Source organism: Streptomyces oryzae (assembly GCF_017676365.1).
Lineage (GTDB): Bacteria > Actinomycetota > Actinomycetes > Streptomycetales > Streptomycetaceae > Streptomyces > Streptomyces oryzae.
The window spans coordinates 1-23,699 of sequence record NZ_JADKMA010000079.1; the positions used below are offsets into that span (position 1 = coordinate 1).

The window sequence follows — 23,699 nt, forward strand, 5'->3', positions numbered from 1 at the left end:
CCCCAGGCGGGGCCCCCGACCCGCCGCCCCCACACACGCACGACCCGCACAACGCGACCCGCACCACCCGCACCCGCACAACGCGACCTGCGCGAGCAGATCCGAGAGCACACACCCAGGAGAGCCGGGCCTAACGGTGCCTGCCGTGACACTGCGCGACATCCGCGAGCGACTTCGTGCCCATCCGCACGCGGTCGACGCCCTCATCGCCCTGGGAACATTCGGCTGCATCCTTCTCGGCGCAGCCACGGAGCCGCACGGCCCGAACGGCCAGCCGCAGTTCGCGGAGCGGGAGATCAGCGGGCAGATCGTGCTGCTGGCCGCGCTCACCTGCGCTGTGCTGGCGCTGCGCCGCCGGGCCCCGATGCCGGTGCTGCTGCTGACCAGCCTGATCTCCGTCGTCGCACTCGTCACCGGCGACGGGCCGGACGCCGGTTCGGCACCAGAGGCGCCGCTGGTCTCCGCCGCCGTCATCGCGCTCTACACCGTCAGCAACACCACCGACCGCCGCACGAGCTGGCGGGTCGGTGCCCTCACCGTCGGGGTGCTCACCGGCACGAGCATGCTCTTCGGCGCCCGCCCGTGGTACGCACAGGAGAACCTCGGCATCCTCGCCTGGACCGCGCTGGCCGCCGCCGTCGGCGAGGCCGTCCGCAACCGGCGGGCGTTTGTGAACGCCATCAGGGAGCGCGCCGAACGGGCCGAGCGCACCCGCGAGGAGGAGGCCAGGCGCCGCGTCGCGGAGGAGCGGATGCGGATCGCCCGCGAGCTGCACGATGTGGTCGCCCACCACATCGCACTGGTCAATGTGCAGGCCGGGGTGGCGTCGCACGTCATGGACCAGCGCCCCGACCAGGCCAAACAGGCACTCGCCCACGTACGGGACGCCAGCAGGCACGCCCTCGCCGAGCTGCAGACCACCGTCGGACTGCTGCGCCAGTCCGGGGAGAGCACCGCACCCACCGAGCCGGCGCCGGGGCTGGAGGTGCTGGACGAGCTGGTGGAGGGCTTCCGGCACGCCGGGATGTCCGTCGTGGTGGACACCCCGCTGCCCGGTTCGACGGCGCCGCTCTCCTCGGCCGTCGACCTGACCGCCTACCGCGTCGTCCAGGAAGCCCTCACCAACGTGCAGAAGCACGCGGGCAGCGGGGCACACGCCGAGGTGCGGATCCAGCGGGACGCGGAGGCGCTGGAGATCGTCGTGATCGACGACGGCGCCGGCACCACCCACACCGTCCCCGAGGACGTCGGCCCGGCCGATCCCGACGCGGCCGAGGACGCCGGGCACCGGGAGGGCGCGGCCGGCGGGCACGGCCTGGTCGGGATGCGGGAGCGGGCCGCCGCGCTGCACGGCGTGTGCGAGACGGGACCGCTGCCCGGCGGCGGCTTCCGGGTCCACGTACGGTTGCCGCTGCAGGCGACGGCTCCCCGGAAGGAGACCCCAGCATGATCCGAGTCGTACTCGCCGACGACCAGGCGCTGTTGCGCAGCGCGTTCCGGGTGCTGGTGGACTCCGAGGCTGACATGGAGGTCGTGGGCGAGGCGGCCGACGGGGAGCAGGCCGTGGCGCTGGTCCGCGACACGGGCGCTGACGTGGTGCTGATGGACATCCGGATGCCCGGCACCGACGGTCTGGCCGCCACCCGAGCCATCAGCGCCGACCCGGCGCTGGCCGATGTCAAGGTCGTCATCCTCACCACCTTCGAGGTGGACGAGTACGTGGTCAGCTCGCTGCGCGCCGGGGCCTCCGGGTTCCTCGGCAAGGGCGCCGAGCCGGGCGAGCTGCTCTCCGCGATCCGGACGGCCGCCCAGGGCGAGGCCCTGCTCTCCCCGGTGGCGACGAGGCAGCTGATCGCCAGGTTCCTTGCGCAGGGCGGGAGTTCGGACCCGGAAGGAGCGGGCGCCGAGGGGCGCGGCGCGGCCCGGCTGGCCGCGCTCACCGCACGCGAACGCGAGGTGCTGACCCAGGTGGCCGCCGGGCTGTCCAACGACGAGATAGGCGAACGGCTCGACGTCAGCCCGCTCACCGTCAAGACACACGTCAACCGCACCATGGCCAAGCTCGGTGCCCGGGACCGGGCGCAGTTGGTGGTGGCCGCGTACGAGAGCGGACTGGTGCGGCCCTCCCTCGCGGAGTGACGTAGCCGGGCTCCCCGCGCACGTACTGCGGCCGGAGTACGCGGCCGGCGGCAGAAAGGGACCTGCGGCGGAGTATTCCGCGCCGGGGGTGGGCGAAGGTGTAGGCGGCACCAGGTGTCTGCCCGTACGGCGGCACCCGCACGTCCCTACCAAGAGAGAGACCCGGCTACCCATGTCCTGGCTGTCCCGCCTCAGCCTGCTGCAGCGTGGGCTGATAGGCCTGATGGCGCTCGTGGCCATCGGCTTCGGCGCCATCGCCGTCCCCCAGCTCAAACAGCAGCTGCTGCCCTCCATCGACCTGCCCATGGTCTCGGTCATCGCGCCGTACCAGGGTGCCTCTCCCGATGTGGTCGAGAAGCAGGTCGTCGAGCCCCTGGAGGAGAACATCCAGGGCGTCGACGGCATCACCGGCGTCACCTCGACGGCCAGTGAGGGCTCGGCCGTCGTGATGGCGCAGTTCGACTACGGCGACGGTTCCCAGCAGACCGTCGCCGACGTCGAGCAGGCCGTCAACCGCGCCCGCGCCAAGCTGCCCGACGGCGTGGACCCGCAGGTGGTCTCCGGCGGCACCGACGACATACCCACCGTGGTGCTCGCCGCCTCCGCCAAGGGCAAGGACCAGCAGGCACTGGCCGATGCGCTGGACACCTCCGTGGTGCCGGTGCTCAAGGACATCGACGGCGTCGGCCAGGTCACCGTCGACGGGGTGCAGGACCGGATCGTCGCCGTCACCCCCGACCCCAGGAAGCTGGCCGCGGCGAAGCTGACCCCCGCTGACCTGTCCAAGGCGCTGGAGGCCGGTGGCGCCGCACTGCCCGCCGGGTCCTTCGACGAGTCGGGCAAGTCGAAGACCGTGCAGGTCGGCAACGGCTACACCTCGGTCGAGGAGATCGAGCAACTGCGCATCCCCGCCAAGGGTGGTGGGGGAAAGCCGGTCGGCGTCGGCGATGTCGCCACCGTCAAGGAGACTGCGGACAAGGCCACTTCGCTGACCCGCACCAACGGTGAGCGGAGCCTCTCGGTCTCCGTGACCATGGACAACGACGGCAGCGCCGTGGACATCTCCGACGCGGTCAAGGACAAGCTGCCGCAGCTCCGCGCCGATTTGGGCAAGGGCGCCGAGCTGACCGTCGTTGCCGACCAGGGTCCGCAGGTCTCCAAGTCGATCAGCTCGCTGACGACCGAGGGCGTGCTCGGCCTGGTCTTCGCCGTCGTCGTCATCCTGATCTTCCTGCTGTCGCTGCGCTCCACGCTGGTGACCGCGGTCTCCATCCCGCTGTCCGTCGTCCTGACGCTGATCGTGCTGTGGACGCGGGACCTGTCGCTGAACATGCTCACGCTGGGCGCGCTGACCATCGCCATCGGCCGGGTGGTGGACGACTCCATCGTCGTGCTGGAGAACATCAAACGGCACCTGGCCTACGGCAAGGAGCGCACCACCGCGATCCTGGACGCCGTGCGGGAGGTCTCCGGAGCGATCACCTCCTCCACGCTGACGACGGTCGCGGTCTTCCTCCCGATGGCGTTCGTCGGCGGAATGGTCGGCGCGCTGTTCGGCGGTTTCTCGCTCACCATCACCGTGGCGCTGCTCGCCTCGCTGCTGGTGTCGCTCACCGTCGTACCGGTGCTCTCGTACTGGTTCCTGCGGGCGCCGAAGGCGCTGCGCGGGCTCGACCCCGAGGAGCAGCGCCGCAGGTCCGAGGAGAAGGAGGCGGGCAGCCCGCTCCAGCGGCTGTACGTCCCCGTCCTCCGCTTCGCCACCCGGCGCCGCTTCACCAGCCTGCTGATCGCGGTCGTGGTGCTGGTGGCCACCTTCGGTATGGCGCCGCTGCTGAAGACCAACTTCTTCGACCAGGGCGAGACCCAGCAGTTGACCGTCAAGCAGGAGCTGCCGCCCGGCAGCAGCCTGAGCGCGGCCGACAAGCAGGCCAAGAAGGTGGAGAAGATGCTCTCCGGCGTCGACGGCGTCGAGGACTACCAGGTGACCGTCGGCTCGGCGGGCCTGATGGCGGCGTTCGGCGGCAGTACGGACGCCAACCAGGCCACGTATCAGCTCAAGCTGAAGGAGTCCGCCGACAGCGACACGGTCCAGGGCGCCGTCGAGGACGGCCTCGAGCAGCTCGGCTCCGGCATCGGCGAGACCACCGTCAACCCGGGCGACGGCTTCGGCACCCAGGACCTCAGCGTCGTGGTCAAGGCGGGCGACGAGGACGTGCTGAAGAAGGCGTCCGAGCAGGTCCGTGCCAAGGTCGCGGGGCTGGACGGCGTCACCGACGTGCAGTCCGACCTGTCCGAGTCCGTGCCGCGCATCTCGGTGACGGCCAAGCCCGAGGCGGCCCGCCACGGGCTCTCCGACGCGGCGCTCGGCCAGGCCGTCACCCAGGCGGTGAGCGGCACCAAGTCCGGCAAGGCGGTGCTCGACGAGACCGAGCGCGATGTCGTGGTGCGCTCCCCGCAACCGGCCCGCACCGTCGCCGAGTTGAAGCGGCTGCCGCTGGGCGGGACGACGCTGGGCGAGGTCGCCGACGTACGTACCGTGGACGGTCCGGTCCAGATGACCCGGATCGACGGCGCACGGGCCGCGACGATCACGGCGAGGCCGACCGGGGACAACACCGGAGCGGTCAGTGCCAAGCTCCAGTCCGAGATCGACTCGCTGGATCTGCCCAAGGGCGCCACCGCGGAGATCGGCGGCCTCTCGCAGGACCAGGACGAGGCGTTCAGCTCCCTCGGGCTGGCCATGCTGGCGGCCATCGCCATCGTCTTCATGCTGCTGGTGGCCACCTTCCGGTCGCTGATCCAGCCGCTGATCCTGCTGGTCTCCATCCCGTTCGCGGCCACCGGCGCCGTGGGCCTGCTGGTCGCGACGGGCACCCCGCTGGGCGTCCCCTCGATGATCGGCATGCTGATGCTGATCGGGATCGTGGTGACCAACGCGATCGTGCTGATCGACCTGATCAACCAGTACCGGCGGCAGGGTTACGGCGTCATCGACGCCGTCGTCGAGGGCGGCCGGCACCGGCTGCGGCCCATTCTGATGACCGCGCTCGCCACCATCTGCGCGCTGACGCCGATGGCGCTGGCCGTCACGGGCGACGGCGGGTTCATCTCGCAGCCGCTGGCGGTCGTGGTGATCGGCGGGCTGATCACCTCGACGCTGCTGACGCTGCTGCTGGTGCCGACGCTGTACGCCATGGTCGAGCTGCGCAAGGAACGGCGGGCCGCCAAGCGCGCCGGCGCCGCCGCGGGGGAGGGTGCCCCCTCCTGAAGCCGCCGGGGCCCGGCCGCCCGTGGGGGGCCATCGCCGGGTCCCGGCCCCCGTGGGCCCCTCCCTGGGAGGGGCCCACGGTCAGGGTGTGCGGTCCTCAGGGGAGGTGGGCCTGGACCTCGGTGGCGGCGTCGTGGCCGTACGCCTTGGTGAAGCGCTCCATGAAGTGCACCCGCTTCAGCTCGTACTCCTGGGTGCCGACCGTCTCGACGACGAGAGTCGCCAGCATGCACCCCACCTGCGCGGCGCGCTCGAGACCGACGCCCCAGGCCAGCCCGGAGAGGAAACCGGCACGGAAGGCGTCGCCGACACCGGTCGGGTCGGCCTTCTGCTTCTCTTCCGCGACGCCGACGACGATCGGCTCCTGTCCCGCCCGGTCGATGCGGGCGCCCTTCTTGCCGAGAGTCGTCACCCTGGTGCCGACCCGCTGGAGCACCTCCTCGTCGCTCCAGCCGGTCTTGGCCTCGATCAGCTCCTTCTCGTACTCGTTCGAGAAGAGGTAGGTGGCGCCGTCGGTGAGGTTGCGGATCCCCTCGCCGTCCATCCGCGCGATCTGCTGCGAGTAGTCGGCCGCGAAGGGGATGCCGCGGGTCCGGCACTCCTCGGTGTGGCGCATCATCCCCTCGGGGTCGTCCGCGCCGATCAGCACGAGGTCGAGCCGGCCGACGCGGTCGGCGACGTGCTGGATCTCGATGTTCCGCGCCTCGCTCATGGCACCGGTGTAGAACGAGCCGATCTGGTTGTTGTCCGCGTCGGTGGTGCAGACGAATCGTGCGGTGTGTGCGACCTCCGAGATGTGCACCGACTCGGTGTCCACGCCGTGGCGTTCGAGCCAGGCCCGGTATTCCTCGAAGTCCTCTCCCGCCGCACCGACGAGGACCGGCCGGACGCCGAGCTGGCCCATGCCGAAGGCGATGTTGGCGCCGACGCCGCCTCGGCGGATGTCGAGGCGGTCGACGAGGAAGGAGAGCGAGACCGTGTGCAACTGGTCGGCGACCAGTTGGTCGGAGAAGCGCCCCGGAAAGGTCATCAGGTGGTCGTTTGCGATGGACCCGCAGACTGCGATACGCACGACGAATTCTGCTCCTGAGAGACATCGGGTACCCCCGTACGCCCAGCGCACGAGGGGAAGGCGCTGGCAACGCTACCCGCTGGGTCCCCTGAGCCGAACAGGACACAACTACCTCATAGTAGGGTCTTCCGGGCAGCTGATCCGATGCGTAGCGTGATCCTCATGTGGAAAACAGCGCCTTTCCGGGCCGAGCACGCCGAGCACGAGTCGATGGAGCAACTGCTCGGCGACTGCGCCCGGATGGTCCCGCACTGGACGGTTGCGCCCGCGATGTCCGAGGGACGGCACCCCGTCCGCCCGGTCCCGCTGCACGGGGTGCGGGTGCCGGTGCGCTCGGCACGCCTGCTGGACGGAATGTCCGAGTACGGCGACTGAACACAGCGGCTGATACGGCGACCGAGCGGCCCGGCCCTGTCACGGAGCGCGCCGTCCGGGAACCGACCGCTTCCGGTCCCCGTCCCACTCACGACCCCCGCATGAGGGGCATGAGCGTCCCCCTCGTGTGGGAGGACTCATGGACGCGGAGCCAAAGGAGTTTTCGGTGAGTACAGACCAGTCCCCCGAGTCCCCCGAGACCGAGGACCGGCCGGCACCCCGGAGCAGGCGGCGGCAGCTCACCGTCGGCGCCGTGGCCGCCGCTGTCCTGGTGGCCGGCGGGGGCGGCGCGTACTGGGCGTCCACCGCCTTTTCCGACGCGGGCGGCCCGGGCACCACGGACGCCGGCAGCGCCCCCGAGGGCGGCCCCCCGAAGCTGGCCCTGGACGGCACCGCCACCTCGGCGCGGGACAGCGGCGAGGGCATCGCCCCCGGCGAGCCGATGGGCCCCCGCGGCTACCGGGCCGAGGGCGAACTGCCCGACGGGCCGAAGGCCGCTGCCGTCTACAAGCCGGGGCACGAGGTGAGCCGCGTACAGGTCGCGAAGCTCGCCGAGGCGCTGCACGTCAAGGGCGCCGTCAAGGAGCGGGACGGCCGCTGGCAGGCGGGTGGCGGCCAGGGCAAGGGCCCCCGGCTGACCGCCGAGCGCGGCGCCGCGGGCGGCGCGTGGACGTACCAGAACGGGCAGACCGTACCGCTGGACGCCGACCCCGACCCGGCCCCTGGCGGCAAGCCGCTGTCCGAGGAGAAGGCCGAGGACGCCGTACGCCCGGTACTGCGTGTGCTCGGGATGGAGGAGGCCTCGGTGGACGCCGGATCGCCGGTCGGCGGCACCCGCACCGTCACCGCCTCGCCCCGGGTCGACCACCTGCCGACGCACGGCTGGGACAGCACCTTCGTGGTGGACGAGAAGGGCAACGTCACCCGTGCGCAGGGCAGCTGGAACAAGACCCGTAAGGGCGAGGTCTACCCGGTGCAGAGCGCCACCGCGACGCTGGACGAGATGAACAAGGCGAGCCAGTCGCGCGGCGGTCACCGCGGCGAGGGGGAGCAGGGCGATGAGCCGACGAAGATCGGCGGCGCCGCCTTCGGGCTCTCGCTGGAGCGCTCGCACGGCAAGCCGCTGCTCGTCCCGGCCTGGATCTACGACGTGAAGCGGCCCGGCGGCGGCGATCTGAAGGTCACCCACCCGGCCGTACAGCAGAAGTACCTCAAGCCCTCGAAGACCTCGGGCCACCCCGCGAAACCGGGCAGCGGCGACGTCGGCACGGGCGGCAAGCAGCCCTCACAGGCGATCGAGTCCTACAAGGCACAGGGCCGCACCCTCAAGCTGACCTTCTGGGGCGGGGTGTGCGACACCTACAAGGCCAGCGCCGAGGAGTCCGGCTCCACGGTGAAGGTCAAGATCGACGCCGAGAAGAAGAAGGACGGCAAGAACATCTGCGTCAAGATCGCCAAGCGGCAGACCGTCGAGGTGAAGCTCGACAAGGAGCTGGGCGACCGCAAGGTGGTCGACGCCCGGGACGGCGACAAGCTGCCCCGCAAGTGATCCACGGCACCGCCCCCTGAAACGACAAGGGCGGCGGACTCCTGGTGGGGGGAGTCCGCCGCCCTTGTCATGCCTTGTCACGAGGGGCGCGCCGCCCGCAACGGGGCCGGGGGTTCAGTTGAAGGAGTCCCCGCACGCACACGACCCCGTGGCGTTCGGGTTGTCGATGGTGAAGCCCTGCTTCTCGATGGTGTCGACGAAGTCGATGGAGGCACCGCCGAGGTAGGGCGCGCTCATCCGGTCGGTGACGACCTTCACCCCGTCGAACTCCTTGACGACGTCACCGTCGAGCGAGCGCTCGTCGAAGAAGAGCTGATACCGCAGGCCGGAGCAGCCACCCGGCTGGACGGCGACGCGCAACGCCAGGTCGTCGCGGCCCTCCTGCTCCAGCAGGCTCTTGACCTTCGCGGCGGCGGCGTCGGACAGGATGATGCCCTCGCTTACAGCGGTCTCGTCCGAAACGGACATCTGCTTCTCTCCCGGGTTGTACGGACTGCTCTCTTACCGTCGGCTCAACCGATGGCATCCCGGATTCATTCCAGGAGCGTCACTTCATGCTCGCACACCGCGGAAGCGGCTGGAATGCGTCACATCGACGCGATGGCCATCGTCAAACTGACGTGAAGCGGTTATGATAGATAACGTCACTTAGACGAGAATCCGACGCGAATCCGAACCCGAGCGTCGAATCTGAGCCACAGAAAGGGCTGGTCCTGTGAGTGCCGCCCAGCCGCTGGACGTACAGCCGACCCCGCTCGCGCTGCTGCTGCTCGGTCGCGAGGCCGACCCCAGGAGCGAGCGCGGGGTCGAGTGCCCCGGCGACCTTCCCGCCCCCTCCGACCCGGACCTGGTGGCCCGCGCCCGCGCCGCGAAGGAGAAGCTCGGCGACCGCGTCTTCGTGCTCGGCCACCACTACCAGCGCGACGAGGTCATCGAGTTCGCCGATGTGACCGGCGACTCCTTCAAGCTGGCCCGGGACGCCGCGGCCCGCCCGGAGGCCGAGTACATCGTCTTCTGCGGCGTGCACTTCATGGCCGAGTCCGCCGACATCCTCACCTCCGAAGCCCAGCAGGTCGTCCTCCCCGACCTGGCGGCCGGCTGCTCGATGGCGGACATGGCCAGTGCCGAACAGGTCGCCGAGTGCTGGGACGTGCTCACCGAGGCCGGGGTCGCCGAGGTGACCGTCCCGGTCTCGTACATGAACTCCTCCGCCGACATCAAGGCGTTCACGGGTCGGCACGGCGGCACCATATGCACCTCCTCCAACGCCAAGCGGGCCCTGGAGTGGGCGTTCGGCGAGGGCGAGAAGGTGCTCTTCCTGCCCGACCAGCACCTCGGCCGCAACACCGCGGTCCGGGACATGGGCCTGACGCTGGACGACTGCGTCGTCTACAACCCGCACAAGCCCAACGGCGGCCTGACCCCGCAGCAGCTCCGCGACGCCAAGATGATCCTGTGGCGCGGCCACTGCTCCGTACACGGCCGCTTCTCGCTGGACTCGGTCCGCGAGGTGCGCGAACGCATCCCGGGCGTCAATGTGCTGGTGCACCCCGAGTGCAAGCACGAGGTCGTCGCCGCGGCGGACCAGGTCGGCTCCACGGAGTACATCATCAAGACCCTGGAAGCGGCGCCCCGCGGCTCCAAGTGGGCGATCGGCACCGAGCTCAACCTCGTACGGCGGCTGGCGAACCGGTTCGCCGCCGAGGACAAGGAGATCGTCTTCCTCGACCGCACCGTCTGCTTCTGCTCCACGATGAACCGCATCGACCTGCCGCACCTGGTGTGGGCCCTGGAGTCCCTGGCCGACGGCACGGTCGTCAACCGCATCCAGGTCGACGCGGAAACGGAGAAGTACGCCAAACTGGCCCTGGAACGCATGCTGGCCCTGCCGTAGCGCCGTAGCCCCATTGAGCGGCCCCTCGCGCAGCCGTACCGTGCGCCAATGCTGCTGCGCCCTGTCAGACACACAGAAGAAGACGCGGAGACCATAAGAAAGCTGGCCGAGGCGGCGTTCGGCACCCCGCACGCCCTCGAAGGCGAAGCCCCACCGCAGGCGGCCCGCAGCCGCGAGAAGATCCTGCACATCGTGCGGCACGACCCCGCGGGCAGCTGGCTGGCCGAGGACGAGACCGGCCAGGCCATCGGCGCGGCGCAGTCCCACATCCGCGAGGGCACCTGGGGCCTGGCCCTCCTCGTCGTACTGCCCGGCGCCCAGGGCAAGGGCGTCGGGCGGGCGCTGCTCCAGCGCACGCTGGAGTACGGCCGCGGCTGTCTGCGCGGCATCATCTGCTGCTCCAGGCACCCGGCCGCCGCGCGGGTCTACCGGCAGGCCGGGTTCGAGCTGCACCCCACCATCCGGATGCGCGGCATCGTGGACCGGGCGGCGCTGGGGCCGGTCGAGGGCGCGGCGGTCGAGGGCGGCCCGCGCGACCGCGATCTGCTCGACTCCGTGGACCGGCGGCTGCGCGGCGGCGCCCACGGGCCCGACCACGAGTTCCTGATGCGGCACAACCGGTTGGTCGTCGCCGACGACCTGGCGGGCAGCGGCTACTGCTACATCAGCGAGGAGGGGAAGGTCGCGCTGCTGGGCGCCACCTCCCGGCGGCTGGCCACCCGGGTGCTGAGCGCGGCGCTGCTCGGCGTGGGGGAGGGGGCCGGCGTGGAGGTGGAGGACGTCACGGCGGAGCAGCAGTGGGCCGTGGACGTCGGACTCCGGGCGGGGCTGGAACTGCGCGCTGAGGGGTTCGTCTGCTTCCGCGGGCTGCGGCCCCCGTCGCCGTACATCCCGTCGGGCGCCTTTCTGTGAGAGGGCCGCGGCCCCCGCCCTCACGCGCCGGCGGCCACCCGCCGCACCCGGTACTCGATGCCCTCCGCCCCTTCGTAGGCGTGCCCCGTCATCTCGCACCAGGCGGGGATGTCGAGCCGCGCCGCCTCGTCGTCGGCCAGTACGCGGACCACACCGCCGGCCGGCACGTCCTCGATGACCTTGGCCAGCTCGATCACCGGCAGCGGGCACAGCTTGCCCCGCGCGTCCACGGTGATCTCCGAGGCGGCACCCGAGGGCGCGGGCCCGGCGGCGGTGCCGGCGCCGGCGCCGAGGTGTGCCCGTACGCCCTCGACGGCACCGGGCAGCGCGTCCAGGAACCGGTCCACCTCGCTCTCGGGCGTCCCCGGGGGCAGCGAGACCCTGACGTTGCCCTCCGAGAGCACGCCCATGGCCCGCAGCACATGGCTGGGAGTCAGGGTGCTGGAGGTGCAGGACGAGCCGCTGGAGACGGAGTAGCCCGCGGCGTCCAGCGCGTGCAGCAGGGCCTCGCCGTCCACGTACAGACAGGAGAAGGTCACCAGGTGCGGCAGCCGTCGCACCGGATCGCCGACCACCTCGGTGTCCGGCACCAGCTCCGGCACCCGGGCCCGGATGCGGTCCACGAGCGCCCGCAGCCGGGCGGCCTCGGCGTCGGCCTCAGCCCGCACGGCCCGCAGCGCCGCCGCGGCGGCGACGATGGCCGGGATGTTCTCGAAGCCGGGCGCGGCCCCGGACTCCCGCTCGTCCACCGGCCCTTGCGGAGCGAACCGCACACCCTTGCGCACCGCGAGCAGCCCGACGCCGGCCGGACCGCCCCACTTGTGGGCGCTGCCCGCCAGCAGCGACCAGTCCCCTGCCACCGGCCCCCAGGGCAGCGACTGCGCCGCGTCCACCAGCAGCGGCACGCCCGCCTCGGCGCAGACGGCGGCCACCTCCTCGACCGGCTGGACCGTGCCGACCTCGTGGTTCGCCGACTGGAGACAGGCCAGCGCGCAGTCCTCGCCGAGCGCCCTCGCCCACTCCTGTGCGTCCACCCGCCCCGTACGGTCGACCTCCACCTGCCGCGTCAGGCCGCCGGCCCGCTCGTGGACCTCGGCGGTGTGCAGTACGGCGGAGTGCTCCACGGCGGAGACGACCAGCCGCCGGCCGGCCCGGCGCCGCCCGGCCAGCGCTCCGGTGATCCCGGTGTGCAGCGCCTGCGTACCCGAAGAGGTGAACCGCAGTTCGTCGGGCCGGCATCCCACGGCTTCGGCTGCGGTTTCCCGCGCGGCGTCCAGCAGCATGCGCGCGCGCCTTCCCTCACGATGCGGGCGGGAGGGGTCGGCCCACCCCTCGTCCACCGACGCCAGCAGCGCCTGCCGCGCGACGGGATGGAGCGGGAGCGATGAGGCGGCATCGAAGTAGGGCACACCTTTACGCTACCGGGCGCTGCGCGCGCAGTTCCCCGGGTGCGCGCCCGAGCGGCGGAGCCGCATGTCGGCACGGTCCCACGGCCCTTCGGGGCGGCGCGCGGCGCGTTACGCCCCCTCCCCGCGCGGCCCCAAATGGCGTCGGCTAGGGTTTGGTCCGCATAAACATCCAAACCCCTGCCCGCGCCTGGGCCGGCGCCCGACCACGTAAGAGGGCCGCGCCCGACCGACGCGGGCGAGACTCTCGGGAAGGCGCTACGTGAGTCCCAACGGCTCCGACCTCCCCCACGGGCGCCCTTCGGGCGCGGTGGGCGGCACCCCCACGTCGCGGCGCCCGATGCGGCGGAAGCTGCAGCAGGCGCTGGCCGCGGGCCTGGTCCTGGCGACCGCGACCGGTTGCACATCAAAGGACTTTCCCCGCCTCGGTATGCCCACCCCGGTAACGGACGAGGCGCCGCGGATCCTCTCTCTGTGGCAGGGCTCCTGGGCGGCCGCGCTCGCCGTGGGCGTGCTGGTGTGGGGTCTGATTCTGTGGAGCGTCATCTTCCACCGGCGCTCCCGGTCCAAGGTCGAGATCCCTCCGCAGACCCGGTACAACATGCCCATCGAGGCCCTGTACACCGTGGTCCCGATCATCATCATCTCGGTGCTGTTCTACTTCACGGCCCGGGACGAGACCAAGCTTCTGGCGACCTCCAAGAAGCCCACCCACGTGGTCAACGTCGTTGGCTACCAGTGGAGCTGGGGCTTCAACTACGTCGAGAACGTGGACGGCGATCCGAAGACGGACGTCAACACGGACAAGGCGTTGAGCAAGGAGCTGAGCGCCATCCCGGACCGGATGACCAAGGGCTTCCCCAAGGGCGCCGAGGGTGTCTACGAGGCCGGAACCCCGGCCAGCAAGAACCCGCAGAACGGCAACCCGGGCCCGACGCTGTGGCTGCCCAAGGGTGAGAAGGTCCAGTTCATCCTGACCTCCCGCGACGTCATCCACTCCTTCTGGGTGCTGCCGTTCCTCATGAAGCAGGACGTCATCCCGGGCCATGTCAACCGCTTCGAGGTGACCCCCAACAAGGAGGGCACCTTCAGGGGCAAGTGTGCCGAGCTGTGCGGCGTCGACCACTCCCGGATGCTCTTCAACGTGAAGGTCGTCTCCCCGGAGCGCTACCAGAAGCACCTGGAGGACCTGGCGAAGAAGGGCCAGACCGGCTACATCCCGGCGGGTACCGCCACCACGGGCGGCGCCAAGAATGCGGAGACGAATAACCCGTGAGCATCCTCAACGAACCCCAGGGTGCCGCCGCCGCGACGGCTGAGGCGACAACCCCCGGGCGTCCCAAGCGGCCAGGACAGATCGTTGTCGACTGGCTGACGACGACGGACCACAAGAAGATCGGCAGCCTGTACCTGATCACGTCGTTCGTCTTCTTCTGCATCGGCGGCGTCATGGCGCTCCTCATGCGCGCCGAGCTCGCCCGCCCGGGCATGCAGATCATGTCGAACGAGCAGTTCAACCAGGCGTTCACCATGCATGGCACGGTCATGCTGCTGATGTTCGCCACCCCGCTGTTCGCCGGTTTCGCGAACTGGATCATGCCGCTGCAGATCGGCTCGCCCGATGTGGCCTTCCCGCGGCTGAACATGTTCGCCTACTGGCTCTACCTCTTCGGCTCGCTGATCGCGGTCGGTGGCTTCCTCACCCCACAGGGCGCGGCCGACTTCGGGTGGTTCGCCTACTCGCCGCTCTCGGACGCGGTGCGCTCGCCGGGCGTCGGCGCCGACATGTGGATCATGGGCCTGGCCCTCTCCGGCTTCGGCACCATCCTCGGCTCGGTCAACTTCATCACCACGATCATCTGCATGCGCGCACCCGGCATGACGATGTTCCGTATGCCGATCTTCACCTGGAACGTGCTGCTCACCGGTGTGCTGGTGCTGCTGGCCTTCCCGGTGCTGGCCGCCGCGCTGTTCGCCCTGGAGGCGGACCGTAAATTCGGGGCGCATGTCTTCGACGCGGCCAACGGCGGAGCGCTGCTGTGGCAGCACCTCTTCTGGTTCTTCGGCCATCCAGAGGTGTACATCATCGCGCTGCCGTTCTTCGGCATCGTCTCCGAGGTCATCCCGGTCTTCAGCCGCAAGCCGATGTTCGGCTACATCGGTCTGATCGGCGCGACCATCGCCATCGCCGGCCTGTCGGTGACGGTGTGGGCGCACCACATGTACGTGACGGGCGGCGTGCTGTTGCCGTTCTTCTCGTTCATGACCTTCCTGATCGCGGTGCCGACAGGTGTGAAGTTCTTCAACTGGATCGGCACGATGTGGAAGGGCTCGCTGTCCTTCGAGACACCGATGCTGTGGACCATCGGCTTCCTGATCACCTTCACCTTCGGTGGTCTGACCGGTGTCATCCTGGCCTCGCCGCCGATGGACTTCCACGTCTCCGACTCGTACTTCGTCGTCGCGCACTTCCACTACGTCGTCTTCGGCACCGTGGTCTTCGCGATGTTCGCCGGATTCCACTTCTGGTGGCCGAAGTTCACCGGCAAGATGCTGGACGAGCGGCTCGGGAAGATCACCTTCTGGACGCTGTTCATCGGCTTCCACGGCACCTTCCTGGTGCAGCACTGGCTGGGCGCCGAGGGCATGCCCCGCCGGTACGCGGACTACCTGGCGGCCGACGGGTTCACCGCGCTGAACACCCTCTCCACGATCAGCTCGTTCCTGCTGGGCATGTCGCTGCTGCCGTTCTTCTACAACGTGTGGAAGACGCACAAGTACGGCAAGAAGGTCGGGGTCGACGACCCGTGGGGCTACGGCCGTTCGCTCGAGTGGGCAACGACCTGCCCGCCCCCGCGGCACAACTTCCTCACCCTGCCCCGTATCCGCTCCGAATCCCCGGCCTTCGACCTGCACCACCCGGAGATCTCCGCGCTCGATGAGCTGGAGAACGTGGACAGGGAAGAGAAGGCGCTCGCCGGCAGCAAGGAGGCCGGGAAGTGAAGATCCAGGGCAAGATGTTCCTGTGGCTGTCGGTCTTCCTGCTGGCAGTCGCCGTCACCTACGGGCTCTGGTCGAAGGAGCCGGTGGGCACCACCGGCCTCTTCCTGGCCTTCGGCCTGTCGATCATGATCGGCTACTACCTGGCGTTCACCGCGCGCCGGGTGGACACCGGAGCCCAGGACAACAAAGAGGCCGACGTCGCGGACGACGCCGGTGAGCTGGGCTTCTTCAGCCCGTGGAGCTGGCAGCCGCTGGTGCTGGGCCTCGGTGGCGCCTTCGCCTTCCTGGGCGTGGCCATGGGCTGGTGGCTGGTGTACGTCTCGGCGCCGGTGCTGCTGATCGGCCTGTTCGGCTGGGTGTTCGAGTACTACCACGGTCAGAACCGCACCCAGTAGCCGGAAGCACCACCTGCGGCACCACACAACGGAAAAAGCAAGGATCGGCCCCCCGACACTCCGGGGGGCCGACCCGTTTGTACGCACTCAGCGGGCTCGAAATGACGATTTTTCATATTTTGGGCCCATGAGTCACAGCCCACGCACCGCGATAGCGCAGGGGGTCCTCACCCCCCGAACCCTGTCCCGTACCTACAAGCGCCGGGTGGTCAAGAGCTGCGCCCTGCTGCTGGCGCCCCTCTCCGTGGGGCTCGCCGCGTGCAGCGGCAGCAGCGGCAACTCGCTCTCCGCCACCCCCTACGACGCCACGGACGCCGTGGCGGTCAACGCCGACGCCGACAGCAAGGACGTCGACCCGGACAAGCCGCTCGAAGTCACAGCCCAGCACGGCGACACCCTCACCGACATCTTCGCCACCGACTCCTCGGGCCATGTGGTGGCCGGTGAGCTCTCCTCCGACGGCAAGCGCTGGCACAGCACGGGGCCGCTGGCCGCCGGCGCCCGCTACACCCTCCAAGTGAGCACGGAGAACGACGAGGGCGCTCCAGGGCGGCGCTCACTGCGTTTCGAGACCAAGCCCGCATCCAAGCACCTGAACGTCAAGCTGGGCCCGGGCAGCGGCACCTACGGCGTCGGGCAGCCCCTCACGGCCGAGCTGAGCCACCGCGTCAAGGGCCGCAAACAGCGCGAGCTGGTCGAGCGGGCCCTGAAGGTGGAGTCCAGGCCCCATGTGGCGGGCTCCTGGCACTGGGTGGACGGCAAGGAACTGCACTACCGGCCCAGCTCCTACTGGCCGGCACACGCCTCCATCACGCTCCGCTCCTCACTCAAAGGGCTGAAGATCCGCGACGGCCTCTACGGCGGCGGCAAGGCCAAACGCGTTCGGATGAAGACCGGCGACCGAATAGAAGCGATCACGGACGCTTCCGCGCACGTGATGAACGTCAAGCGGAACGGCAAGACCATCCGCTCCATACCCGTCACCACGGGCAAGGCGGGCTACGAGACCCGCAATGGCATCAAGGTCATCCTCACCAAGGAGCCGTACGTGCGGATGACCAGCGCCAGCATCGGCGCCTCCGACTTCTACGACCTGGGCGTCCACTGGGCCACCCGGCTCACCAACACCGGTGAGTACGTGCACGCCGCCCCCTGGTCGGTCGGTTCCCAGGGCGTGTCCAACACCAGCCACGGCTGCACCGGCATGAGCAGTGCCAACGCCAAGTGGTTCTTCGACAACGTCCGCCAGGGCGACATCGTCCAGCACGTCAATTCGGAGGGCGAGAACATGGCCCCCTTCGGCAACGGCTTCGGCGACTGGAACCTGGACTGGAAGAAGTGGAGCGCCGGCAGCGCCGTCAACCGCGACAAACCCGCCGGAAGCAGCCCGGCGGACGCCGCGCGGCTGCGCCCCCAGGTGTGATTCCGCGTCACAAGAAGACCGCGCCCGTCCGTCCCGGAAGAGGGACGGACGGGCGCGGCGCTGTCTCAGGCGGTGGCGAGGGTGCCGTCGGCGGTGCGGTCGCGCAGCAGCCCGGCCAGCGCGTCGGCCAGCGCCACCGGGTCCACCGGGTGCGAGACCGTCGCCTCGGCCCGGCTCCACGTCGCCAGCCAGGCGTCCTGCGGCCTGCCGATCAGCAGCAGCACCGGCGGGCAGTCGAAGATCTCGTCCTTGATCTGCCGGCATACACCCATCCCGCCGGCCGGCGCCGTCTCGCCGTCCAGCACGCACGCGTCCACGTGCAGCTCCTCCAGTGTGGCGAGCACGGCGGGCAGAGTGGCGCACTCCACATAGCGGACCTCGGGCACATCTGTGGCGGGCCTGCGGCCCGCTGCGAGCCGCACCTGCTCGCGGGTGGTGGCGTTGTCGCTGTAGACCAGCACCGTGGCGGTCGGCTGCATCGTTCCTCCGCGTCCGTATCGGGTGAACCGCGGCGCCCCGGGCGGCCGGAGGCCGCTTTTGCACGGTGACGCCGCTCGGATGCTACTCCCTCAACCGCCCCGTCAACACCGGCCAGCACGCCCTGATACTCGTCCGTAGGGGGCCGGTGCGGTGCCGTCTTCCCAGCGCAGGGCGGGGGTGCCGGGTACGGACACACCGAACGGGACCCCCCGAAGTGAGGCCGGGATAAGCGACCGACATAATGTCGGTCGTGGCGACAGCAACAGCAGTAGAAACCGGGCACGCGCACCCGTCGGTCAACCGGCCGAACCTCACCAGCGTCGGAACCATCATCTGGCTGAGTTCCGAGCTGATGTTCTTCGCGGCCCTCTTCGCGATGTACTTCACCCTGCGGTCGGTGACCGGCGCCGATTACTGGAAGGAGCACGCCTCTGAGCTGAACCTTCCCTTCTCGGCGACGAACACCACGATCCTGGTGCTCTCCTCGCTCACCTGTCAGCTCGGCGTCTTCGCCGCCGAGCGCGGGGACGTGAAGAAGCTCCGTGCGTGGTTCATCGTCACCTTCGTCATGGGTGCGATCTTTATCGGCGGCCAGGTCTTCGAATACACGGAGCTGGTCAAGGAGGGCACCTCACTCTCCTCGAGTCCGTACGGATCGGTGTTCTACCTGACCACCGGTTTCCACGGGATGCACGTGACAGGCGGTCTCATCGCCTTCCTGTTCGTCCTGGGGCGCACCTACGCGGCCAGGCGGTTCACTCACCACCAGGCCACCGCCGCCATCGTCGTGTCCTACTACTGGCACTTCGTCGATGTCGTCTGGATCGGCCTCTTCGCCACGATCTACCTGATCCGGTAACCGAGCGGGCGCGGCACCGCCGCGCGCCGTACCGCACGGCGGTCTACGGAACAGACGGACAGACACGCATCGACGAGAAGATCCTGACACCGGGGTAATCCGTGAAAAAGCTCTCCGCACGACGGCGCCATCCGCTGGCGGCGCTTGTCGTTCTACTCTTCGCGCTGGCGGCCACCGGGGGGCTGTACACCGCGTTCGCTCCCGCGGGTGAGGCCAAGGCCGAGCAGGAGTCGAGTAAGTCCCTCGCCATCGAGGAGGGCAAGAAGCTCTACGCCACCGGGTGCTCCAGTTGCCACGGAACCGGCGGCCAGGGGACCAGTGACGGTCCCAGCCTGGTCGGTGTCGGGGCCGCGGCGGTGGACTTCCAGGTCGGCACCGGCCGGATGCCCGCCCAGCAGCCCGGCGCCCAGGTGCCCAAGAAGAAGAGGATCTACGACCAGGACGAGATCAACCAGCTCGCCGCGTACGTGGCCTCGCTGGGCTCGGGCCCGAGCAAGCCCACCAAGGACATGTACGACCCGAGCGGTGCCGACGTCGCCAGGGGCGGGGAACTCTTCCGCACCAACTGCTCGCAGTGCCACAACTTCACCGGTGAGGGCGGCGCCCTCACACACGGCAAGTTCGCGCCCGACCTCGGAGATGTCGACCCCAAGCACCTCTACGAGGCCATGCAGACCGGCCCCCAGAACATGCCGTCCTTCACCGACGGTGCGCTTCCCGAAAAGGACAAGCGGGACATCGTCGCGTACGTGAAGGAGGTCAACAGCAACAAGTCGGAGAGCCCCGGCGGGTTCAAGCTCGGTGGCTTCGGCCCCGTCGCTGAGGGCATGTTCGCCTGGGTCTTCGGCCTCGGTGCGCTGATCGCCGTCGCTGTCTGGGTCGCCGCTCGGACCGCAAAGGCCAAGAAGTCATGAGTAGCCAGGGACCAGACGAGAACGTGTCAGACGAGAACCTGCCCGCAGAGCAGGAATCCCACGGTGCGGAATTGGCGAAGAAAGACCCCTTCGCCGACCCCGGCCTGCCGCCGCACGAGCACCGCATCCAGGACATCGACGAGCGGGCGGCCAAGCGCTCCGAGCGCACCGTCGCCTTCCTCTTCACGCTGTCCATGCTGGCCACGGTGGGCTTCATCGCCTCCTTCGTGGCCTTCCCGATCGACCAGATCGTCTATGTCTGGCCGATCGGGCACGTCAGCGCGCTGAACCTGGCACTCGGCCTCACCCTCGGCATCGCGCTCTTCTGCATCGGCGCCGGCGCGGTCCACTGGGCCCGCACGCTGATGTCCGACGAGGAGATGGTCGACGAGCGGCACGCCATCGCGGCCCCCCCGGAGGTGCGCGAGAAGGTCATCTCCGACTTCAAGCAGGGCGCCAAGGAGTCGGCCCTCGGCCGCCGGAAGCTGATCCGCAACACGATGTTCGGCGCCGTGGCCCTGGTGCCGCTCTCCGGCGTCGTCCTGCTGCGCGACCTGGGCCCGCTGCCCGAGGACAAGCTGCGGCACACGGCCTGGAAGAAGGGCAAGCTGCTCGTCAACGAGAACACCAACGAGCCGCTGCGTCCCGAGGACATCGCCGTCGGCTCGCTCACCTTCGCCAAGCCCGAGGGCCTGGAGGAGGACGACGAGGAGTTCCAGAAGGAGATCGCCAAGGCGGCCCTGATGATCGTGCGGCTGGAGCCGAACGACATCAAGGACAAGCGCGAGCTGGACTGGTCGCACGAGGGGATCGTCGCCTTCTCGAAGATCTGCACGCACGTCGGCTGCCCCGTCAGCCTCTACGAGCAGCAGACCCACCACGTCCTGTGCCCGTGCCACCAGTCGACGTTCGACCTGTCCGACGGTGCGCGCGTGCTCTTCGGACCCGCCGGCCACCCGCTGCCGCAGCTCAACATCAGCGTCAACAAGGACGGCTACCTCGAAGCGCAGGGCGACTTCGATGAGCCCGTCGGTCCGGCCTTCTGGGAGCGCGGATGAGTACTGCAACCGAGACCCCGGGCAGCGCGGCTGCCGAGGGCAAGAAGAAGGCACCCGCGGGCGAGCGGGTCGCCGACTGGGCCGACGGACGGCTGGGGATCTACAGCCTCGCCAAGGCCAACATGCGCAAGATCTTCCCGGACCACTGGTCCTTCATGCTGGGTGAGGTCGCGCTCTACAGCTTCATCATCATCATCCTGACCGGCGTCTATCTGACGCTGTTCTTCCACCCGTCGATGAACGAGGTGGAGTACCACGGTCCGTACACCCCGATGCAGGGCGTGCGGATGTCCGAGGCGTTCGCCTCGACGCTGGACATCAGCTTCGACGTACGCGGTGGTCTGCTGGTACGGCAGATCCACCACTGGGCGGCGCTGATCTTCCTCGGTGCGATGTTCGTGCACATGATGCGCGTCTTCTTCACCGGGGCGTTCCGCAAGCCGCGCGAGGTCAACTGGGTCTTCGGGTTCCTGCTCTTCGTCCTGGGCATGTTCACCGGCTTCACCGGCTACTCGCTCCCGGACGACCTGCTCTCCGGCACCGGTGTGCGGTTCATGGAGGGCGCGATCCTGTCGGCGCCGATCATCGGCACCTATGTGTCGTTCTTCCTGTTCGGCGGCGAGTTCCCCGGGCACGACTTCGTGGCCAGGTTCTACTCGATCCACATCCTGCTGCTGCCGGGCATCATGCTCGGGCTGCTGGTGGCGCACCTGATCCTGGTCTTCTACCACAAGCACACCCAGTTCGCGGGGCCAGGGCGGAAGAACACCAATGTGGTCGGCATGCCGCTGCTGCCGGTCTACATGGCCAAGGCCGGAGGCTTCTTCTTCCTGGTCTTCGGTGTGATCGCGGCCATCGCGGCGCTGTTCACGATCAACCCGATCTGGGTGCTCGGCCCCTACCGGCCCGACCAGGTGTCCACCAACGCCCAGCCCGACTGGTACATGGGCTTCTCCGAGGGCCTGGTCCGGGTGATGCCCGGCTGGGAGATCAACCTGTGGGGTCACACGCTGGTGCTCGGCGTGGCCATCCCGCTGATGATCATCTTCCCGCTGGTGCTGATCGTGATCGCCATGTACCCGTTCATCGAGGCATGGGTGACCGGGGACAAGCGCGAGCACCACATCGCGGACCGGCCGCGGAACGCGCCGACGCGCACCGGGTTCGGTGCGGCGTGGATCGCCTGGTACTTCGTGCTGCTCGTCGGCGGCGGCAACGACCTGTGGGCGACGCACTTCCATCTGTCGATCAACGCGATCACCTGGTTCGTCCGGGTCGGGTTCTTCGTGGTGCCTGTCGTGGTCTTCTGGATCACCCGGCGCATCTGCCTCGGCCTCCAGCGCAAGGACCGGGAGAAGGTGCTGCACGGCCGGGAGACCGGCACGATCAAGCGGCTGCCGCACGGTGAGTTCGTCGAGATCCACGAGCCGCTCTCGCAGGAGCAGCTGCACTCGCTCACCGCGCACGACCAGTACCAGCCGGTGGAGATCGGCCCGTTCAAGGACGAGAACGGCGTCGAGCGGAAGATCTCCCGCGGGCAGAAGCTGCGGGCCAAGCTCTCGAAGGGCTACTTCGGGGAGTCGGGACAGATCCCGAAGCCGACCCGCGAGGAGTACCGCGAGGTCGAGAGCGGACACGGGCACCACTGACCGTCCGCGTTCGCACAGCTGGATTCCGCCACATCGGGAGGGGTCCACGGGCACGCCCCGTGGGCCCCTCCCGGCGTTGTGCCGCGGGGCGCCATCGGGTGTTCAGGGGCTGAACAGCCGGCAGGCGGGTCCCTGGGACTCGATAGGGTGGCGGCACCAATCGCGTCGGACTATTGCCAGGAAGTGGTCACCATGAGCGCTGCTACCCCCGCCGGAGGCGACACCATGGCGGCGCGTACCTGGCCCGACGTACTGAGCACGCTGCTCGCCGGCGAGGACCTGAACGCGGACGCCACCGCCTGGGCGATGGACCGGATCATGCGCGGCGAGGCCACCGATGTGCAGATCGCGGGGTTCGCGGTGGCACTGCGGGCCAAGGGCGAGACCGTCGAGGAGATCTCCGGTCTCGTACAGGCGATGTACGAGCACGCCCGGACGATCGAGATCCCCGGGCCCACCGTCGACATCGTCGGCACCGGCGGCGACCGCGCGAAGACCGTCAACATCTCCACCATGTCGGCAATCGTCGTGGCGGGCACCGGAGCCAAGGTCGTCAAGCACGGCAACCGCGCCGCGAGCAGCGCCAGCGGCGCCTCGGACGTGCTGGAGAAGCTGGGCGTCAACCTGGAGCTGCCGCCGGAGCGGGTGGCCGCGATGGCGGAGGAGGCGGGCATCACCTTCTGCTTCGCGGTCAAGTTCCACCCAGCGCTGCGGCACGTGGGTGTGGCCCGCAAGGAGCTGGGGGTCCCCACCCCGTTCAACTTCCTCGGCCCGCTCACCAACCCGGCCCGGGTCGCCGCGCAGGCCACCGGGGTGGCCGATGCGCGGATGGCGCCGATCGTCGCCGGGGTACTGGCGGCGCGCGGCTCCTCGGCGCTCGTCTTCCGCGGGGACGACGGACTGGACGAGCTGACCACCACGGCGACCTCCACCGTGTGGGTCGTGCGGGACGGCGCCGTACGGGAGGAGAGCTTCGACCCCCGCGACGTGGGCATCGAGCTGGTGCCCGTGGAGGCGTTGCGGGGTGCCGACGCCGCCTACAACGCGGACGTCGCGCGGCGGGTGCTGGAGGGTGAGCGCGGGCCCGTGCGGGACGCGGTGCTGCTGAATGCCGCCGCCGCGCTGGTCGCCCTCTCGCCCGCTGAGGGGGCGCTGCCCGAGCAGCTCGCGGCGGCCATGGAGAGGGCCGCCGCGGCCATCGACTCCGGGGCCGCGCGCGGGGTCCTGGAGCGCTGGGTCGCGGCCAGCAATTGTCCGTAGCGCTCACTGGCTCTGCCGCGCTCCCCTGGCACCCGCCATGGCG

At 69.7% G+C, this 23,699-nt stretch carries 20 protein-coding genes; 16 read left to right on the forward strand and 4 right to left on the reverse strand.

The genetic code is table 11. The annotated features are described in order from the left end of the window. Positions 1–136: 136 nt before the first annotated feature. The 3 genes from ITI46_RS17010 (at position 137) to ITI46_RS17020 (ending at position 5,407) form a co-directional block, all read left to right on the forward strand. Positions 137–1,450 carry a sensor histidine kinase gene (locus ITI46_RS17010; protein ID WP_209240414.1) on the forward strand — a complete coding sequence of 438 codons (1,314 nt, stop codon included), beginning with the start codon at positions 137–139 and terminating at the stop codon, positions 1,448–1,450. Beyond that, positions 1,447–2,139 carry a response regulator transcription factor gene (locus ITI46_RS17015; protein ID WP_209240415.1) on the forward strand — a complete coding sequence of 231 codons (693 nt, stop codon included), beginning with the start codon at positions 1,447–1,449 and terminating at the stop codon, positions 2,137–2,139. The genes ITI46_RS17010 and ITI46_RS17015 overlap by 4 nt, the downstream gene beginning before the upstream one ends. 172 nt (positions 2,140–2,311) lie before the next feature. Further along, complete coding sequence (locus ITI46_RS17020) at positions 2,312–5,407, forward strand: efflux RND transporter permease subunit (protein WP_209240416.1); 3,096 nt, start codon at positions 2,312–2,314, stop codon at positions 5,405–5,407. 97 nt (positions 5,408–5,504) lie between these two features. Here the strand turns inward: ITI46_RS17020 and ITI46_RS17025 are convergent, their stop codons facing one another. Then, positions 5,505–6,479 carry a carbohydrate kinase family protein gene (locus ITI46_RS17025; RefSeq protein WP_209240417.1) on the reverse strand — a complete coding sequence of 325 codons (975 nt, stop codon included), beginning with the start codon at positions 6,477–6,479 and terminating at the stop codon, positions 5,505–5,507. Between the two features lie 162 nt (positions 6,480–6,641). Between ITI46_RS17025 and ITI46_RS17030 the strand changes: the two genes are divergently transcribed. Together ITI46_RS17030 and ITI46_RS17035 are read left to right on the forward strand one after the other, a co-directional pair. After that, positions 6,642–6,854, forward strand: a complete 213-nt coding sequence (locus ITI46_RS17030; protein ID WP_209240418.1) for a hypothetical protein — start codon at positions 6,642–6,644, stop codon at positions 6,852–6,854. 166 nt (positions 6,855–7,020) lie between these two features. Then, positions 7,021–8,403 (forward strand): hypothetical protein, encoded by a 1,383-nt coding sequence (locus tag ITI46_RS17035; protein WP_209240419.1) that lies wholly within the window; start codon positions 7,021–7,023, stop codon positions 8,401–8,403. 114 nt (positions 8,404–8,517) lie between these two features. On the opposite strand, the gene erpA is transcribed toward ITI46_RS17035, so the two are convergent. Continuing rightward, positions 8,518–8,871, reverse strand: coding sequence for an iron-sulfur cluster insertion protein ErpA (gene erpA, locus ITI46_RS17040; protein ID WP_016468530.1), 354 nt, complete (start codon positions 8,869–8,871; stop codon positions 8,518–8,520). A gap of 247 nt (positions 8,872–9,118) precedes the next feature. Here erpA and nadA point away from each other — a divergent pair, with 247 nt between their 5' ends. Together nadA and ITI46_RS17050 are read left to right on the forward strand one after the other, a co-directional pair. Next, positions 9,119–10,297, forward strand: coding sequence for a quinolinate synthase NadA (gene nadA, locus ITI46_RS17045; RefSeq protein ID WP_209240420.1), 1,179 nt, complete (start codon positions 9,119–9,121; stop codon positions 10,295–10,297). Positions 10,298–10,345: 48 nt separating this feature from the next. Then, positions 10,346–11,209 (forward strand): GNAT family N-acetyltransferase, encoded by an 864-nt coding sequence (locus ITI46_RS17050; protein ID WP_209240421.1) that lies wholly within the window; start codon positions 10,346–10,348, stop codon positions 11,207–11,209. A gap of 20 nt (positions 11,210–11,229) precedes the next feature. Here the strand turns inward: ITI46_RS17050 and ITI46_RS17055 are convergent, their stop codons facing one another. Next, the gene (locus tag ITI46_RS17055) at positions 11,230–12,618 is read right to left on the reverse strand and encodes a cysteine desulfurase/sulfurtransferase TusA family protein (protein WP_209240422.1); all 1,389 of its coding nucleotides are present in this window, start codon (positions 12,616–12,618) and stop codon (positions 11,230–11,232) included. Between the two features lie 259 nt (positions 12,619–12,877). On the opposite strand from ITI46_RS17055, the gene ctaC reads away from it, so the two are divergent. The 4 genes from ctaC (at position 12,878) to ITI46_RS17075 (ending at position 17,436) form a co-directional block, all read left to right on the forward strand. Next, a complete protein-coding gene (gene ctaC / locus ITI46_RS17060; RefSeq protein WP_372451982.1) occupies positions 12,878–13,891 on the forward strand; it encodes an aa3-type cytochrome oxidase subunit II in 1,014 nt (337 codons plus the stop codon). Continuing rightward, complete coding sequence (gene ctaD, locus ITI46_RS17065) at positions 13,888–15,618, forward strand: aa3-type cytochrome oxidase subunit I (RefSeq protein WP_209240423.1); 1,731 nt, start codon at positions 13,888–13,890, stop codon at positions 15,616–15,618. The genes ctaC and ctaD overlap by 4 nt, the downstream gene beginning before the upstream one ends. Next, positions 15,615–16,013 (forward strand): cytochrome c oxidase subunit 4, encoded by a 399-nt coding sequence (locus ITI46_RS17070; RefSeq protein ID WP_209240424.1) that lies wholly within the window; start codon positions 15,615–15,617, stop codon positions 16,011–16,013. The genes ctaD and ITI46_RS17070 overlap by 4 nt, the downstream gene beginning before the upstream one ends. A gap of 127 nt (positions 16,014–16,140) precedes the next feature. Next, a complete protein-coding gene (locus ITI46_RS17075; RefSeq protein ID WP_209240425.1) occupies positions 16,141–17,436 on the forward strand; it encodes a L,D-transpeptidase in 1,296 nt (431 codons plus the stop codon). A gap of 65 nt (positions 17,437–17,501) precedes the next feature. Here ITI46_RS17075 and ITI46_RS17080 read toward each other — a convergent pair whose 3' ends face one another. Further along, the gene (locus ITI46_RS17080) at positions 17,502–17,915 is read right to left on the reverse strand and encodes a hypothetical protein (RefSeq protein WP_209240426.1); all 414 of its coding nucleotides are present in this window, start codon (positions 17,913–17,915) and stop codon (positions 17,502–17,504) included. A 242-nt stretch (positions 17,916–18,157) separates the two neighbouring features. On the opposite strand from ITI46_RS17080, the gene ctaE reads away from it, so the two are divergent. The 5 genes from ctaE (at position 18,158) to trpD (ending at position 23,656) form a co-directional block, all read left to right on the forward strand. Then, a complete protein-coding gene (gene ctaE, locus ITI46_RS17085) occupies positions 18,158–18,775 on the forward strand; it encodes an aa3-type cytochrome oxidase subunit III (protein WP_114017231.1) in 618 nt (205 codons plus the stop codon). Between the two features lie 101 nt (positions 18,776–18,876). Further along, entirely contained in the window at positions 18,877–19,689 is an 813-nt protein-coding gene (gene qcrC / locus ITI46_RS17090; protein WP_209240427.1) for a cytochrome bc1 complex diheme cytochrome c subunit, read from the forward strand. After that, the gene (gene qcrA, locus ITI46_RS17095; RefSeq protein ID WP_209240428.1) at positions 19,686–20,747 is read left to right on the forward strand and encodes a cytochrome bc1 complex Rieske iron-sulfur subunit; all 1,062 of its coding nucleotides are present in this window, start codon (positions 19,686–19,688) and stop codon (positions 20,745–20,747) included. The genes qcrC and qcrA overlap by 4 nt, the downstream gene beginning before the upstream one ends. After that, a complete protein-coding gene (gene qcrB / locus ITI46_RS17100; RefSeq protein WP_209240429.1) occupies positions 20,744–22,396 on the forward strand; it encodes a cytochrome bc1 complex cytochrome b subunit in 1,653 nt (550 codons plus the stop codon). The genes qcrA and qcrB overlap by 4 nt, the downstream gene beginning before the upstream one ends. Positions 22,397–22,588: 192 nt before the next feature. Further along, positions 22,589–23,656: an anthranilate phosphoribosyltransferase gene (gene trpD, locus ITI46_RS17105; protein ID WP_209240430.1), complete on the forward strand. Its 1,068-nt coding sequence runs from the start codon at positions 22,589–22,591 to the stop codon at positions 23,654–23,656. The last annotated feature ends 43 nt before the right edge of the window (positions 23,657–23,699 follow it).